Source organism: Paenibacillus sp. FSL M8-0228 (genome assembly GCF_038007385.1).
Taxonomy (GTDB): Bacteria; Bacillota; Bacilli; order Paenibacillales; family Paenibacillaceae; genus Paenibacillus; species Paenibacillus polymyxa_D.
The window spans coordinates 508,719-525,184 of record NZ_JBBOXA010000001.1; the positions used below are offsets into that span (position 1 = coordinate 508,719).

At 48.0% G+C, this 16,466-nt stretch carries 16 protein-coding genes; 11 read left to right on the top strand and 5 right to left on the bottom strand.

The window, feature by feature from the left end:
• Positions 1–2 precede the first annotated feature (2 nt).
• Positions 3–845 carry a PTS mannose transporter subunit IID gene (gene manZ, locus MKY98_RS02250; RefSeq protein WP_275041127.1) on the top strand — a complete coding sequence of 281 codons (843 nt, stop codon included), beginning with the start codon at positions 3–5 and terminating at the stop codon, positions 843–845.
• Positions 846–1,292: 447 nt separating this feature from the next.
• Positions 1,293–1,445 (top strand): hypothetical protein, encoded by a 153-nt coding sequence (locus MKY98_RS02255; RefSeq protein ID WP_176715694.1) that lies wholly within the window; start codon positions 1,293–1,295, stop codon positions 1,443–1,445.
• A 131-nt stretch (positions 1,446–1,576) separates the two neighbouring features.
• On the opposite strand, the gene MKY98_RS02260 is transcribed toward MKY98_RS02255, so the two are convergent.
• Positions 1,577–3,379, bottom strand: coding sequence for an alpha-glycosidase (locus MKY98_RS02260; RefSeq protein WP_069010773.1), 1,803 nt, complete (start codon positions 3,377–3,379; stop codon positions 1,577–1,579).
• Positions 3,380–3,530: 151 nt separating this feature from the next.
• Here MKY98_RS02260 and MKY98_RS02265 point away from each other — a divergent pair, with 151 nt between their 5' ends.
• From MKY98_RS02265 to MKY98_RS02285, 5 genes are read left to right on the top strand one after another with little or no spacing between them, the layout of a single operon-like run.
• Positions 3,531–4,205 carry a response regulator transcription factor gene (locus MKY98_RS02265; RefSeq protein WP_029514713.1) on the top strand — a complete coding sequence of 225 codons (675 nt, stop codon included), beginning with the start codon at positions 3,531–3,533 and terminating at the stop codon, positions 4,203–4,205.
• Positions 4,205–5,635, top strand: a complete 1,431-nt coding sequence (locus tag MKY98_RS02270) for a sensor histidine kinase (protein WP_029514714.1) — start codon at positions 4,205–4,207, stop codon at positions 5,633–5,635. Before MKY98_RS02265 ends, MKY98_RS02270 begins: the two co-directional genes overlap by 1 nt.
• Before the next feature lie 59 nt (positions 5,636–5,694).
• Complete coding sequence (locus MKY98_RS02275) at positions 5,695–6,612, top strand: ABC transporter ATP-binding protein (protein WP_069010774.1); 918 nt, start codon at positions 5,695–5,697, stop codon at positions 6,610–6,612.
• Positions 6,609–7,325, top strand: a complete 717-nt coding sequence (locus MKY98_RS02280; RefSeq protein WP_029514716.1) for an ABC transporter permease — start codon at positions 6,609–6,611, stop codon at positions 7,323–7,325. Before MKY98_RS02275 ends, MKY98_RS02280 begins: the two co-directional genes overlap by 4 nt.
• Entirely contained in the window at positions 7,325–8,053 is a 729-nt protein-coding gene (locus tag MKY98_RS02285) for an ABC transporter permease (protein WP_069010775.1), read from the top strand. The genes MKY98_RS02280 and MKY98_RS02285 overlap by 1 nt, the downstream gene beginning before the upstream one ends.
• 71 nt (positions 8,054–8,124) lie before the next feature.
• Here the strand turns inward: MKY98_RS02285 and MKY98_RS02290 are convergent, their stop codons facing one another.
• A complete protein-coding gene (locus MKY98_RS02290) occupies positions 8,125–9,081 on the bottom strand; it encodes an L-lactate dehydrogenase (protein ID WP_029514718.1) in 957 nt (318 codons plus the stop codon).
• Positions 9,082–9,615: 534 nt separating this feature from the next.
• Here MKY98_RS02290 and MKY98_RS02295 point away from each other — a divergent pair.
• The 3 genes from MKY98_RS02295 (at position 9,616) to MKY98_RS02305 (ending at position 11,409) form a co-directional block, all read left to right on the top strand.
• Positions 9,616–10,437, top strand: a complete 822-nt coding sequence (locus MKY98_RS02295; protein WP_069010776.1) for a MerR family transcriptional regulator — start codon at positions 9,616–9,618, stop codon at positions 10,435–10,437.
• A 139-nt stretch (positions 10,438–10,576) separates the two neighbouring features.
• The gene (locus MKY98_RS02300) at positions 10,577–11,143 is read left to right on the top strand and encodes an RNA 2'-phosphotransferase (RefSeq protein WP_029514720.1); all 567 of its coding nucleotides are present in this window, start codon (positions 10,577–10,579) and stop codon (positions 11,141–11,143) included.
• Positions 11,144–11,289: 146 nt separating this feature from the next.
• Positions 11,290–11,409: a hypothetical protein gene (locus MKY98_RS02305; protein ID WP_013369112.1), complete on the top strand. Its 120-nt coding sequence runs from the start codon at positions 11,290–11,292 to the stop codon at positions 11,407–11,409.
• 162 nt (positions 11,410–11,571) lie between these two features.
• Here MKY98_RS02305 and gntK read toward each other — a convergent pair whose 3' ends face one another.
• The 3 genes from gntK to MKY98_RS02320 all read right to left on the bottom strand — a co-directional run bounded on the left by gntK (position 11,572) and on the right by MKY98_RS02320 (position 15,352).
• Complete coding sequence (gntK, locus tag MKY98_RS02310; protein ID WP_069010777.1) at positions 11,572–13,119, bottom strand: gluconokinase; 1,548 nt, start codon at positions 13,117–13,119, stop codon at positions 11,572–11,574.
• Positions 13,120–13,160: 41 nt separating this feature from the next.
• Complete coding sequence (locus MKY98_RS02315) at positions 13,161–14,522, bottom strand: GntP family permease (protein WP_069010778.1); 1,362 nt, start codon at positions 14,520–14,522, stop codon at positions 13,161–13,163.
• A gap of 131 nt (positions 14,523–14,653) precedes the next feature.
• Positions 14,654–15,352, bottom strand: a complete 699-nt coding sequence (locus tag MKY98_RS02320) for a GntR family transcriptional regulator (protein ID WP_029514723.1) — start codon at positions 15,350–15,352, stop codon at positions 14,654–14,656.
• Positions 15,353–15,545: 193 nt separating this feature from the next.
• On the opposite strand from MKY98_RS02320, the gene map reads away from it, so the two are divergent.
• Positions 15,546–16,292 (top strand): type I methionyl aminopeptidase, encoded by a 747-nt coding sequence (map, locus tag MKY98_RS02325; protein ID WP_013308498.1) that lies wholly within the window; start codon positions 15,546–15,548, stop codon positions 16,290–16,292.
• Positions 16,293–16,466: the final 174 nt, after the last annotated feature.

Consider the following 16,466-nt stretch of genomic DNA (forward strand, 5'->3'; position numbering starts at 1 on the left):
TAATGAAAGAGTGGGGTACTATGGAAGAAAAAAAGTTGACCAAAAGCGATTTAAACAAAATGTTTTTCCGTTCATGGTTCCTGCTGGGCTCGTTTAACTTTGAGCGTATGCAGTCGATTGGTTTTTGTGTCACCTTGATTCCGGCAATCAAGCGGTTATACAGCAAGAAGGAAGACCAAAAAGAAGCACTAAAGCGGCATTTGGAGTTTTTTAATACTCAACCGTTTATCTCTGCACCGATTATGGGGGTAACGGCCGCTATGGAGGAGCAGAAAGCCAATGGCCAGCCGATTGATAATGCTACCATAAGTGGTGTGAAAGTTGGCTTAATGGGACCTTTGGCTGGAGTAGGAGACCCTATTTTCTGGGGAACATTACGCCCCGTTCTGGCTGCATTAGGAGCTTCCATTGCGTTGTCCGGAAGCGTTATCGGGCCTGTCCTATTTTTCTTGCTTTTTAATGTTATTCGCCTGGCCACTAAGTGGTACGGACTGAAATACGGCTACAAAAAAGGGACGGAGATTGTGTCCGACATGTCCGGAAACCGACTGCAAAAGCTTACGGAATCGGCCTCCATCCTGGGACTATTTGTTATGGGCGCCCTCGTATCCAAATGGACTACTCTGAATATACCACTCGAAGTATCCCGATATACCCGTTCGGATGGAGTAGAGGTTGTTACGACGATACAGATGATTCTGGATCAATTGATACCTGGTCTGTTACCTCTCTTGCTGACTTTTTTATGCATGAGACTGCTCAAAAAGAAAGTAAATGCTATAGCTCTGATTTTTGCTTTATTCGCAATAGGAATTATTGGATACGCTCTTGGTGTATTGGCTTAAGCCAATTTGTAAAGTGATCCGGTCAAGCAGCCGTCTCTGACCGGCAACCTGCCGCTTAACTTGTAAACGCTTTAAATTTTACGGATTAAAATATTCAATCATCTACAAGCGAATCTGCTAGCGTTCAACGATAGTCATGAAAGGCTGCTGGCTTGTTGATAGCTGATATAAGCAATGATTCTATATCATTAATCACTACAGGCTCAATGATGGTTTTAAAGCCACATTGAGCCTGTAAAAGCAGGTTCCGCTCTTTTGCTGTTAGTATGTTCGTTGCAATTTCTTGGAGGAGCTTGCCAGCTCGGGTACTAATAGCCTCTTTTCTCTATGATCTGATATTCGCCGAGACCTGTTTTCTTCAGCGGCATATGCATATAGCATATCTCTCCACAGTTAGGTCATATTGAGAGGTTTATGAAGCCATGAAGACTTAAGGAGGCCACTGCATTGGGAAAAAGGAGACGAACTGGCTTTAAGGGCAAAAGAATTAGGGTGGACGTTAGACAATCTTCTTCAGCTCAAACAGGGCAAGGTGGTAACCCCATTTCAATCAATGCTTCGGATGTTGGGGTAGTAAGAACAGATGTTAAAAACAAATAATCGACTTGGATAGAAGCTCATATTCAACGTAAAAAGACCACCAGGAACAAGTTAACTATCTTGTTCCTGGTGGTTTCGCTTTTTTTGCCGTATTCGGCAGGTACTTTCATCAGCATCCGCGTCTATATAGCCTATGCCTTGCTTTGCGTCTTGTTGTCGACTTCTTTTGCAGAGTTGATTGATCGCACAGGCGTTGCCTTCAGCACAACATATCCGTAAGGAGGAAGCTCGGCATGCAGTCCCTTCGGTCCTACGGACCACTGGCTTTCGCCAAAGGCTAATTGCCATTCCTGCTCAGGAATGTCCAATTCAAAAACGTGATCCTCATCGGAACGATTGAGCAGCACGAGCAGCACTTCTTCCCCGCTGCGGCGCTCGTAGGCAAGTGAGGCACCCTCCGGCTGTGCCTCCAGGAAAGTGATGCCTCCTTGATCACGGAGGACCGGGTGCCCCTTACGAAGCGCAATCAGCTCGCGGTAAAAGTCGAACAGCTCGTGGTCCTGCTTATCGGCATCCCACTCCATGCACTGGCGGCAGCCTGGATCGGCATCTCCATCCAGGCCGATCTCATCGCCGTAAAAAATGCAGGGTGCGCCCATATACGTGAACTGGAACAAAGCAGCCAGCCGCATCAGTCGCTTGTCGCCCCCGCACAGCGTCAGTAGGCGCGGTGTATCATGGCTATCCAGCAGATTGAAAGCAACCTCGGATGCTTGCTGTGGATAGCGGGCCAGCTGTCGTCCGATGGCGTAGGCAAAGCTTTGGGCATCGGTCACTTTTTTGACGAAAAAATCATTCGCCGCGTAGGTGAACGGATAATTCATCGTTGCATCGAATTGGTCCCCCTGAAGCCATTCAGACGATTCATTCCACATTTCACCCAAAATGTACGCATCCGGATTGGCCTGCTTGACCGTAGTGCGGAATTCCCGCCAAAAGGCGTGGTCCACCTCGTCTGCCACATCCAACCGCCAACCATCGATGCCGATTTCTTCGATCCAATGCTTTGCCACATCCAGCAGGTACTTTTTTACCTCAGGATGTTCGGTGTTCAGCTTGGGCATCATCGGTTCCAGCCCGAATGTATCGTACGTCGGTATGCCATCCACCACTTTCAGGGGAAAGCTATGTACATGGAACCAGTCCTTGTAAGGCGAGGCTTCGCCTTTTTCCTGGACGTCGACGAACGGTTTAAAAGTACGCCCTGAATGGTTGAACACCGCATCAAGCAGCACCCGAATTCCTCGATCGTGGCAGGCATCGACCAGTTTTTTCAATGTCTTTTTGTCCCCGAAATGTGGGTCCACCTCCATATAATCCTCTGTATCATATTTATGATTGGTCGTCGCCTTGAAGACAGGAGTCATATATATGGCGTTAATTCCCAGCTCGTTCAGGTGGTCCAGGTGATCCAGAATCCCCTGTAGATCGCCACCGAAAAAATTGTCTCTTTGTGGGGTTCCACCCCATGTCTCTGCACCTTCTGGGCTGATGGAGGGGTCACCGTTCGCAAAGCGTTCCGGGAAAATCTGATAAAATACCGCATCCTTCACCCATGCGGGTGGCTTCAGAATATCAATCGGGTTCAAAAACGGATATTGGAACAGTTTATCTGCATTTTCGGGTTCTTGGGTAGTAAAGTCGTCCTCGTTCATCCAAATACGTTCCTCACCGTCTTCTAGCAAAAATCCATATTTCAGCCGACGGTGAGTAGGTTTTATACTGCACTCATAGTAATCAAACCTGCCATCAGTAGCGAATTTGGACATCGGGACAAGCTGTCGGGTGCGGTCCCAATCGTATTTATCTCCGGTGAGAGCATGAACGGTGTTCAGGTCATTTTTCTTCGCACGTAGCCGTAGAAATATCGTTTCATCATTATAACCAAAAGCCCAATTGCGTTTCGGGTGATGGTATATAGCTTCCAGCAGCATCGGGTAGGCCTCCTTTTTTCATAAGCATTCAAATTTGAAAATGTGAAGCGTATGTCGTATAAGATAGTTATTAACCTTTTTAAGTGGGTTATGTACCATAAATGCTATAATGCCCATTACATAAAAGAAAAACGATAAGTAGGTGCTCATGATGAAAACAAATGTGTTATACATCGAAGATGACCAGGATATCGGTGCTTGGACGCATCAGTATTTGGAAGAGCGGAATTACGCTGTAGTATGGCTTCGCAGCGGGGATGGGGCTGTGGAGGCAGCCCGTACGTGCCAACTCGTGATTTTGGATGTGATGTTACCTGGTCTGGATGGATTCACCATAGGGAAACGGCTCAAGAAAGAGTACCCGGAGCTTCCCATTCTCATGTTGTCTGCTCGTACCTCCATAGACGATAAACTGCAAGGACTGGATTTCGCCGACGATTATGTAACCAAGCCCTTTCACCCGGACGAGCTCATAGCACGTATGGAGATTTTGCTGCGCCGATCAGGAACCGTGCCTGAAGAATCCTTACAACTGGGGCATCTCTCTGTGTTCTCTCCTGATAACCGTATTGTGAACCGTGATACCGGGGAGGAAATTACACTGACAGGCAAGCAATATCACATTTTTGCTTATTTACTGCGGCATTTGGGCCAGATTATGACGAAAGAGCAAATGTATGAAGCGGTATGGGGAGATCCATATATCGACGGAGACAAAACTTTAATGGTTCACATCCGACACCTGCGCGAAAAGCTGGAGATTGATCCTGCGACACCTCGCATCATTGAGACGATCCGTGGTGTAGGATATCGGGTGAAAGCATAATGAACAGGACGCGCAAGGGTTGGAGGAGGTTGCATCCCAGCTCTAAGCCGGATCAGGGAGGTCGGTTTCGCAGTTCACTGTTGTTCCGTTATCTGGTCATCATTGTGGTTGCTATGATGCTGTTGCCCATTGTGTTGCCTGCTACAGCCTTGATATATAGCGTGTTATTCAATTGGGGGGCGGGGTCCAAGCCTAAAAACGCTTACTATCCCTCTGCTACCCATACCGAAAATAGCTGGCATCGCGAAGCTGTAGCCTTGAAGGGAGCCACACCAGAGCAAATCTCAGTCCATCTGCGCAAAATACAACAAGATATGTTCCCTAAATCCCAAATATTTTGGGTGGATACCGCAGGGTTAACTAGGTTGGAGTTACCGACCCAACCTAACCTGCCAAAACAATGGAACGCTGCGCAGGCTATAGCTTTTATGAAGCAAGCAAGCTATGAGGGGCCGTTTACGGTAGTAGCCTTTATTGGCGGGGGCAAGAATGATGTAAATCAGGGCTATATGGTATTAAAAGTGCCTCGTTCGTTCTTTGAACAGCCACCTACTGATAGTAGTATGTTGATGTACTATTTCTTTTTTATTGTATTGATTTTGGGCGCTTTTATATCCGTATCTCTTCTGTTTTTTGGAGACATTCGGCGTAGACTGTTGCAGCTTCAGGCCGCCATGTCGCAGCGAGGAGAGGACGGCTTGCCTATTCTTGTTGCCACTGGACGCCCGGATGAAATCGGCAAGCTGGAAGAAGCATTTAATCAGATGGTCGAGCAGTTGGCAGAGAGTCGGGGACGTGAGCGTCAGGAGGAAGAGCTACGGAAGAGACTGGTCGCGGATCTGTCACACGATATTCGGACGCCGCTTACGGTCGTGCGTAGCCATCTGTATACACTAGATGGTGAAAATCTCAGCAGCAGAGGGAAACAGTCGATTACACTAATGGAAAACAAGCTAAAGGACCTTGGGAGTCTGATCGACAACTTGCTGACCTATAATCTCCTATCCAGTGGCAAATACACCATGAATAACACACCGCGTGATATCCTGCGGCTAGTGCGGGAGTGTGTAGCCAGCTGGTATCCGGTGTGGGAGAAGGAGGGCTTTGAAGTGGATATCGACCTGCCTGAGCATAGTATGGTGTGGAATGTCGATGAGCAAGGCTTCCGTCGTCTGCTGGACAATCTCTTTCAAAATGTAGTTCGCCATGCTGCCTCAGGCCGATATATTGGTGTTCAAGTCCAGAAGGATAATGGGACAGAGGCATTGGTTATCACAGATAAAGGGCCTGGTATGGAGCAACAGTCCAGTGAAAAAGGAGCCGGGATTGGGTTGGCGATTACAGAACTGCTGGCTCGCGAAATGAATTTGGAGAGGGAGATTTTCAGTTCATCAGCCGGGACCCGAATCCGTTTTTTAAACAAAACTTAAACTCAGAGTTCCCTTGGCTTTAAACTTGGCACGTTACGATAGGTGTCGAGGTGAGGAACTTGAACGAATACATTATTGAAACGAACAGTCTCAGCAAAATATACAAAGGCCGCGCGGCGGTTAATCAGCTGGACCTGAAAATAGCTCGGGGAGATATTTACGGATTTCTGGGTCCAAATGGAGCAGGGAAAACGACAACGATCCGCATGCTGCTTGGACTTATTCGCCCAACTCGAGGAACGATCCGTATATTCGGCAAAGATATTCGCAGACATAAGCTTGATATTTTGCGTAAAGTCGGCTCGTTGGTGGAGTATCCTTCGTATTATGGTCATTTGAACGCCATTGAAAATCTGGAGGCCATTCGCCGTATTTTGAATGTACCCAAGCAAAACATTGCGGAAGTGTTAGAGGTCGTCCGACTGACCAAGCATGCCAAACGTCCAGTCAAAGGCTACTCGCTGGGCATGAAGCAGAGACTTGGTATTGCAGCAGCCCTGCTTGGGAATCCAGAAGTGCTCATTTTGGATGAGCCTACGAATGGTTTGGACCCGGAGGGTATTCAGGAAATGCGCACATTGATTCAGGCGATGCCCAAGCAACGGGGGATCACCGTACTGGTATCCAGCCATCTGTTGAGCGAGGTAGAGCATATGGCGAATACCGTAGGTATTATTCGTGAAGGAGAGCTGGTCTTTCAAAACACGATTCATAATCTCCGTCAGGAATCCGCGGGCGGAATTCGGATCGTCGTGTCGGAACCGGAAGCAGCCCAATTGATTGCGCGTGAGCAGGGCTACCATTCGGTGAAGGACGGATCGGCGCTGGAGTTCGAGAACATGAATGATGCGGCTGTTGCGCTGCTGGTCAGAAGATTGGTCGAAAATACGCATGCCGTATACCGTGTGGAGGAACGCCGCAAATCGCTGGAGGATATGTTCATGCAGGTGGTGGGCAAAGGAGGGGCTTCCTTATGATGCTGCGAGCACTCACGGCGGATCTGCTCAAAGCACGCAGAAAGGGAATCTGGTTCTTGGTGTTCCTCGGTCCCCTTGGGCTGGTGGCCATGCAGGCGCTCAACTTTGGACTTCGATATGACTATCTGATTCCGCGTAACAAGGGTCATCTGTGGGAAGTTTTGATGGATAACATCGCTCTTTTTGTACCCCTTGCGCTGGTGCTAGGAGCTACTATGGTGGCTTCCATGTTGGCGAATGTGGAGCATACATCTAACTCATGGAAGCAGTTGCTGGCCTTGCCGATTTCCAAATTCAGCGTCTATATGGCCAAGCTGACGTTGGCGATTGGGATGCTGTGTGTGTCCTGTCTACTCCTGACGGTAGGGACTTGGGTGTTGGGAATGATCCTTGGCTTCGGGGGAGAACCTGCACCCGTAGGAGAACTGCTACGACTCGGATTTTGGCCCTTAGGCGGCACGTTGCCTATGCTCGTATTATTGTTGTGGTTAACAGTCACATTCCATAATCAAGCGCTACCTGTAACACTGGGCATTACGTTAGGCATCGGCAGCTTGTTTGCTTCACAGCTGTCCGAATGGTTTCCATTGGCCTGGCCTCAATTCGCCTGGGTTGCACCTCAAGCGTGGATGTTTGCGTCCGTCGGGTGCGGAACGGGTATGCTTCTCAGCCTGCTGACAGCGGCCCATTTTAGCCGAAAGGATGTGGCGTAATGTTCGGAGGATATGCACGGTTACTTTCTGTTGAACGGTTGAAAATGGCGAAATCGCCCGTCTGGCTGCTCGCGCTCGTCAGCCCGGCGATTGCCGTCCTGATTGGTTTGCTGGCGAATCCGGGAGGGAACTGGCTGTTGCTGTTGTCAGCCATGCTTACAGTTCATGCGCTGCTGTTCCTGCCGATGCTGACGGCCGTGTTTGGGTCTCTGGTCTGCCGTTTCGAGCATGGGGGCGGCGGCTGGAAGCAGCTGATGTCATTGCCATTGTCCCGCACCAGTCTGTACGCAGCTAAGCTGACTATCATTATGGCCTTGGTCGGATTGACCCAGCTACTGTTCGGGGGAGCGTTGCTGAGTGTTGGAGCTGTGCAGGGGATGAACGGACCGATTCCTTGGGCTGTGATCGCTCAAAGTCTGCTCGCAGGCTGGGTAGCCTGCCTGCCGCTGGCTGCGTTGCAGTTGATGGTATCCTTCTTGTGGTCCAGCTTTGCCGCACCGCTTGCGTTGAATTTTGTGTTCACCGTGCCGAATATTCTGGTCGCCAATTCTCAAACCTACGGTCCGTACTATCCATGGACACAGCCTTTATTGGCGATGATGCCGAGTGGAAGAGACAACTTCGGGGCGTTCATGGTGCCAACTGATACACTATTGACGGTTATAATGGGCAGCTTTGTCGTATTTACGTTGGCGGGACTGACGGTATTTCGTTATAAAGAGATATAGGGCGAAATACGGGGATTGCAAAAACTCCTTATCCTCAATGAGGGTAAGGAGTTTTTTTCTGTGCTATTGGTTTACACTAAGTCTGAAATGGCACGGATATTATTGCTGATAAAGTGGCAAGAGGCGTCGAACTTCGCTTGTTCCTCTGGACTTAGTTCCAACTCGATGACCTCTTGAATTCCTCCGCTGCCGATAATCGCTGGAACGCCCGTGCAGACATCGGTGTGCCCGTACTCGCCGTCCAATACAGCAGAGACCGCTATAATTTTACCATCATCATTTAAAATGGAACGGGTAATGTATGCCAGAGCATTGGCAATACCAAAATAAGTGGCGCCTTTGCGGGTGAAGATTTCCCAGCCTGCATCCCTGGTTTTACGGGCAATGTCGTCCAGATCGACGTGGCTGAATCGTTCCTTATGCTGCCGTAAAATGTGTAAAAGCGGCTTACCGCCAATCGTTACGTGTGACCAGGCAACGAATTGGGATTCGCCATGCTCGCCAAGAGCATATCCTTGTACGCTGCGTGGATCTATGGAAAACACCTCAGAAAGCAACGTCTTGAGCCGGGACGAGTCGATAGAGGTGCCCGTGCCGATCACCTTGTTGCGCGGCAGACCGGATATACTTTGTACCATATACGTTACAATGTCGACAGGATTAGCGGCAATGACGAATATACCGTCGAAGCCACCCTCCATAATCGCTGTTACAATCTCTCTGGTGATAAGCACTGCGTCGTCCAGTACAGACAGGCGGTCTTGACCTGGTCTAGGGTTGGCTCCAGCCGTTATAATCACCACGTCCATATCCGTGCAGTCTGCATACGTGCCTGCACGTACCTTAGTGCGTGTGGACGTAAACTCCATACAATGGGACAGATCCAGTGCATGGGCCAAAGCCCGATCATACGTGCGGTCAATCATCATGATTTCATCACAAATGGACTGATTAACCATTGAGTAGGCACAGCTCGAACCGACCATTCCCGCGCCGACAATAGCTACTTTCCTTGCCTTCCCCTTCATCTATGTTGCCTCCTCGTTCCAGCGAACGTTAATATGCTACAAATTATGCCTGAAATCCATTTTACGTTACATAACATAACATATTGCTGATCTTTTGAAAATATCCATTTTTTTGTCTCCATTCCGGAAAATTAAAAATGAACTGTGAAAGAGGTGTCTTTCTGCGATTAATTGTAGAATGAACGTAAATTATCAATACTTTTACTGGAAGGTAGGAGAGTGCATTTCAATTTATATTTAAGGTGACCGCTGTATAAATTATAACATGAACTATGTTGATGGAAGGAATAGTGCCATAGGAATTATAAAAGTATGACATTTATGTGATGCTCTTTAAAGAGTCTTTAGTGTACATAGAACGAAGTATTCTCTGCAATGTCGTTTCTTGTATTTCTACAAAGATTCCGTTATGACAAAGGTTCTTAGCAGTCTGCAATATTAGAACATTTTTGCCAAAGGGTTTCCAATGGATTTCGCGAATTCTACATATACAAGCTTATTTCTTTCCATACCATCCGGGGAGGTAATGATTAAATGGAAGAAATCAAATCGACGACGGAAGCAGCAAAACAGTTGGGAATCGGGGCGAGTACCCTTCGTAAATATGCAGCGGCGCTGGAGGAGCAGGGGTATGTGTTTCAACGTTCCGCGAATCAATCAAGAATGTTTAGTGCTGAGGATGTTGAGTGCTTGAAGGTGATGAGGAAGGCGTTGCGTGAGCAGCATATGACGATGGAGCAGGCGGTTCAGGTGGTGCTTGAGAGAGTGACCGCTCCCTTTCCAATGGAGGATGAAGAATTCCGCTTGCCACCCATCTCGGATGCTGAGTCACTGACCGCAACCTGGGAAGAAATAATGGCGGCGGCTGAAGGCAGGGAAGAGACGGTCATGCAGGCTCAAGTCGCTGCTACGGTTGAACTGACAGAGTTACAGGATGAAATGAATGCTCAGACACTGTCAGAAGAACCCATGCAGCTACAGTTGCAGGAAGAGTTCCAGACTTTGGCATCAACTATTGAGTATAGATTGAAGCAAGCGCCTGTATCTGTACAAACACAGGATTCCCTAGAGCCACAAGAACTGGCGCAGATGCAGGACATGGTGCAAAACGCTTTGTTGGAAATGCGGAGCCGTTTGGAGGAGCTGGAAGCAGAGCACAGCCGTTTGGTGGAAAAGAATATCAACTTGTCTAACCAACTGGAGGATCAAAAACGCTGGATAAAAGAAAAGATCGACGAGGAACGGGATCGGCAGTTAATTACGAATTTGCGTACCTACCAGGGCAGACAACGAAAATCGCGCAGTTCGTTGTTGTCCTGGCTTGGTCTGACACCACGCAGACGCAGAGAGGCATAACTAGCATCTTTTCTGATAAAGACCATCAGACCTTCCCGGTTCTGATGGTCTTTTAGCGTATAAAGAAGAAATAAGAGGAATCCTTAATTTTATGTAGAAATATCTTTTGATCTACTATATTAAAGGAAGGAGAAATTCAATGAAGAAACAAAAGGAAGATATGAAGCTAAGTAAAATAATGAGCAAAATGCTGCGACACAAACCCGAGGAATCCGGGCTAAAGTTAGACATTACAGACGGCTCTTGTACTGTGGAACACTTACTTCAAATCATTCAAAGCTTGCCAGGCTGGTCAGGTGTAAAGCAGACTGATATTGAGCGGATCGTGCGCAATTCAGATAAGCAGCGTTTTGAAATCCATAACGGTAGAATCAGAGCTAGATATGGACATAGCTATCAAAAGATAGAGTATACTCCCGGGAATCCACCAGATGTACTATACCATGGTACGAATAAGCAAGCATTGCCATTTATTATGGCGGATGGTTTAGATCCTGTTGGCAGAAAGTATGTACATTTATCTGAAAGCACTAACTTTGCAGCATTAGCAGGGAGCCGAAGAGGTGAATTGGTCATGCTCAAGGTAAACACGATTAAAGCAAGAGAAGAGGGAATCGCATTTTATTATGCAGGGCATGAGGTGTGGCTTGCTGAGTGGATTCCTTGGGACTTGTGCAGTATTGATGATGAAGAGAGCAACACTTGAGGGGTTCTATAATTTTGAGGTTAATACATAATGCTAGTCTCCAAAATAAACAGGCATTCGCCGCAAAAATGGGGGAATGCCCCCCTTACGCATTTGACCAGGTCTACATACAATGATCCTGTAAATGAGCGAAGGGAGTGTTGTAAATGAGTCATATGTGCGGAGTAGGCGGTATGGGTTGCGGCGTAGGCGCATGGACCTCTGTAGGAGCGATTCTGGTTCTGTTTATTTTGTTGGTGATCATCTCTAAAACCCTGTTTCTGTAATTTCGGTCTTGGCCGATTTCCTGTAAAATGCACAAATGCTGCTCTACGTGACGAAGGGCGCACAACAATAAAGCGAAGACCCTTGATGAGAAGGGTCTTCGCTTTACAAGTTTAAGGGCCTATGGCTTCGCTGCTGTAACTCCATTTGGTTTACCTTGTAACTCAAGACTGTAGGGACTTGGCCTGAAATTCCGCAATATCCTTGAATTCTTCTTCGAATTTACGTGAAATGCGAATATAAATCGGCAGTAAATCGCGATAAATATCCACGTGTTCTGCTACCGGTTTGTGCTGGTGAGTGGTACCAATCATACCGGACACAGCATCCAGCGAATCAATCCGTCCCAGTGCGTACAAGCCTAGAATAGCTGCACCCAGACATGAGCTTTCCAGACTTTCGGGAATAATGACTTCCTGATCAAATATATCTGCCATGAGCTGTCTCCATAGCTCCGAGCGTGCAAATCCACCCGTGGCGTGAATGACTGACGGTCTGTCGATGACTTCTTCCATGGCAAGCATGACGGTATACAAATTGAATAGCACACCCTCCAGAGCGGCGCGAATCATATGCTCTTTTTTGTGACGCAGGGACAGACCGAAGAAGGAGCCGCGAGCATTCGGGTCCCATAGGGGCGCACGTTCACCGGATAAGTACGGAAGAAAGAGCAGACCGTCGGAGCCAGGACGTACCTGTTCCGCAATTTGGGTCAGCACATGATATGGATCAAGTCCCAGTCGTTTGGCCGTTTCCACTTCGGAGGCTGCAAATTCATCCCGGATCCAGCGGAAGACTATACCTCCATTGTTCACCGGGCCGCCGATGACCCACAGCTTTTCGGTCAAGGCATAACAAAAAAAGCGCCCTTTGGCATCCGTGAGCGGCTTATCAACTACGGTGCGGATGGCTCCGCTGGTGCCGATGGTAACAGCGACAACTCCAGGCTTGATCGCATTCACACCGAGGTTGGACAAGACACCGTCGCTGGCCCCGATCACAAAAGGAGTCGTCTTCAGTAGGCCCATGTCATGTGCATAGGTCTCATCCAGCCCTTTGAGCACATGAGTTGTCGGCACCAGCTCGGATAGCTGCTCCTTCGTCACACCTGCAATATGCAGCGCTTCCTCGTCCCAGTCCAACTGCTGCAAATTCATGAGTCCGGTTGCAGAGGCAATCGAGTGGTCCACGACATATTGGTGGAATAACCGGGCAAAAATGTACTCCTTAATGGAAATGAATTTGTACGTCTGGGTCGCAACATCTGGTAAATCCCGTGTAATCCACATTAGTTTTGTGAGCGGTGACATAGGATGAATAGGCGTTCCGGTACGTAAGTAAATATCGTGTCCGTTGTATTCATGTTTGAGCGCTTCGGCCCATTTGGCGCTACGGTTATCTGCCCAAGTGATAGAGGCGGTCAGCGGTTTGCCATTCTTATCCACTGCCAGTACGCTATGCATGGCCGAACTGAAGGAGACGAACAGTACATGCTCAGCTGACACTCCGCTTTGTTTCATGACCTCTTGCACCGTCGTCACAACAGCTTTGAAAATATCTTCCGGATCTTGTTCTGCCGCATCCGGCTCAGGTGTATGGAGCGGATAGCCCACATGGTGCTGGGCGGCAATATTGCCGTTTTCTTCGAAAAGAACTGCTTTGGTACTGGTCGTACCGATATCGACGCCGATCATATATCGGGTGTCTGTCATATTCAATCTCCCCTTCACTTACCGTTATTAGCTCATTATCGTTAAGTTAACACACTCAGCAGCATAATCAAACTGAAAGCAACCAGGGAGAGGATGGTTTCCATAACGGTCCATGATTTTAGAGTCTGCGGAACCGTCATATTGAAAAATTCTTTAATCATCCAAAATCCGGCGTCATTCACATGAGACAAGATCAGCGACCCTGCTCCTGTAGCAAGGACGACCAGTTCGACATTCGCGCCGGGTGTGAGTGCCAGCACAGGTGCGACAATACCGGAGCCTGTCGTCATCGCGACTGTCGCTGATCCAGTGGCTACACGAATGAGCGCAGCGACCAGAAAAGCAAATACAATCACATTCATATGGGCTCCTGTAGCGACCGCTGCAATGGCCTGACCTACACCGCTGTCGATCAATACCGTTTTAAATGCACCACCGCTCCCGATAATTAAGATAATAGAGGCTGTTGGTGCCAGACATTCACTGGTAAAACGGGACAAGTCCTCTTTCTTTAGACCACGTGCATAGCCTAGCGAGAAAAAAGAAAACACGGCCGCAATCAGTAATGCCATAACCTCATCACCAATGAATTTGAAAAATACAGTGAGCGGATGTGTATTGGCCGGGTCTACAATTTCAGCGACTGATCCGCTAAGCATTAGAATAACAGGTAACAAAATGGTGAACAAAGTAATCCAAAAGGGAGGCAACGACCGCCCCGTCGTATTTCTGAACTGCTCGTCCAGCCTCTCGGAAGGTCTGACCATGATTCTTTTGCCAATCCAAGCGCCGAAGACCGGGCCTGCAATAATGGTGGATGGGATGCCCACGATGAGTGCATATCCTATCGTGCGTCCAATATTGGCGTTAAAGGCTTCAATCGCGATCATCGGAGCCGGGTGGGGTGGTAAAAGGCCGTGTACCGTCGATAGTCCTGCCAGCATTGGAATACCGATTTTCAGCAGAGACATATTCATTTTACGGGCAACCGTGAACAGGATGGGAATTAATAAAATAATACCAACCTCAAAAAACACCGGAATTCCCACGATAAAGCCTACGATCATCATCGCCCAATGAACGCGTTTTTCACCAAAACGATCCATCAGTGTAGTCGCGATGCGTTCGGCGCCGCCGGATTCTGCCATCATTTTACCGAGCATTGTGCCTAAACCGATCACGATGGCGATGGAGCCGAGTGTACTGCCGAGCCCTTTGGTGATGGAGGCAGTAACTTCATGTCCAGACATCCCGTTAACCAGTCCGAGAAATACCGACGAAAGCAGCAGTGAAACGAAGGGATTCCATTTGAATTTAGCAATCAGCAAAATCAAAAGAATGACGGTAACTAGCGCCCATATGAGCAGGGACGCGTTATGGCTTAAGCCGAATAACGTGTTCATGAAGGTATGCCTCCTTATTCTTATATGCATAGTTAAATGTATACTTGTCGACAACTTCAATTAAAAGAGAGCCGCGCCAGCGAGAAACGCATAAAGCGCGGTACATCTGCTCTTTGTCACGCATATTGTGGCTAGGACGATGTCTTTCTTCTGTAGGGAGACAGGACGCTATCGTTAACCGCGTTGCGGGTATCTCGATAATGATCCTCAATAAATCCTGACAACTCCTGAGCATCCCTCTGATTTAAAGCGTTTGCAAAGGTTCGATGTTTGTGAATCGTGACTTGTGATTCTTCGATGTTGGACGCAAATCGTTGTTCTGTTGCAGCTAACATGACCGTCAGGATTAGCTGTCTCATGCCGTTCCAGGTATGAAGAATACGGGTATGGCCTGCTTCCAGAACCAGAGCTTCATGAAAGTTAAAATCCTGAAGAGAAAATTCAACGACATCCCTGTACTTGAGAGCGACTTCCATTTTGTCAATCATCTGATTCAAAACAGTCACCAATGTGGCATTATCACTATGTACATACCTTTGTACAACAAAATGTTCAATCAGCATTCGCACATCGAATAGCTCCTCCATATCACCGGGTGTCATGCCGACGACAATCGCCCCCATGCGCTCCAAACGGATCAGCCCTTCGCCCGAGAGTGCCTTCAAGGCTTCACGCACCGGAGAACGACTGGTACCAAAATCGGCAGCAATCTGATTCTCAGATAGCACAGTGCCTGGTGTCTGAACGCCGCGTATAATCTGAAGCCGAAGTTCACAAGCAATCCTTTCCCCAAGCGATGCGCCCTGCAACCAGGTTGTTGGATATTTCATAGGATACTCCTATCTAGGAAATGATTTTGCATACTGGTATACAAGTTATGGAATATTATATACCCCGTTTAAGATCCTTGTAAACGGTATCAGTTGACATCGGTTCCATTTCGCTGCTTTTAGCGTTACAATAGAAGTAGAAAAAAGAAGCAGTGAAAAGTGGAACGAACACGGAAAAGAAGGAGACCGTTTAATGATTATCATTAAAACCAAAGAACAAATTGAAAATATGAAAAAAGCTGGAGACATTTTGGCTGCTTGCCACCGGGAAATTGCCAAAATGATCAAGCCGGGCATTACGACACTGGAAATTGACGCCTTTGCGGAATCCTTTATGAAGAAGCATGGCGCAACACCGGAGCAAAAGGGCTATAACGGCTACCAGTTTGCAACTTGTGGCTCACCTAACGATGTGATTTGCCACGGCTTTCCGAATAAGACACCGTTGAAGGACGGGGACATCGTGACGATCGACATGGTTGTGAACCTGAATGGCTGGCTGGCAGATTCCGCTTGGTCGTATGCGGTGGGTAATGTGTCTGAGCAGGCGCAAAAGCTGCTGGATGTTACCAAGGAATCGCTGTATAAAGGGATTGAGCAAGCCGTTATCGGTAACCGGATCGGTGATATTTCCCATGCGATACAAACCTACGCGGAAGCGGAAGGCTTCTCGGTCGTACGCGAATTTATTGGGCACGGTATCGGAGAAGAGATGCATGAGCAACCGCAGGTTCCACATTACGGACCTCCACACCGTGGACCACGCTTAAAAGAGGGTATGGTCATTACAATTGAGCCGATGCTCAACACAGGCACATACCGCAGTAAAATTGATGCGGACGGCTGGACCGCACGCACGTTGGACGGCGGCTTGTCTGCGCAATACGAGCATACGCTGGCCATTACAGCAGAGGGTCCGATCATTTTGACCCAGCAATAATAAAAGCAGGCATCCACCGCAAGCATACAGACTACCGTGGTGAATGGTCTGGACATATTACAGAAAAGGGGCTGTCCAGAGGACAGTCCCTTTTGCTACGTGCATTCTATAAAGGTCCAGTACATGCGGGGAATAATGGTTTCATCTCCAAAAACCGATTTTGGCCAAAAGGCG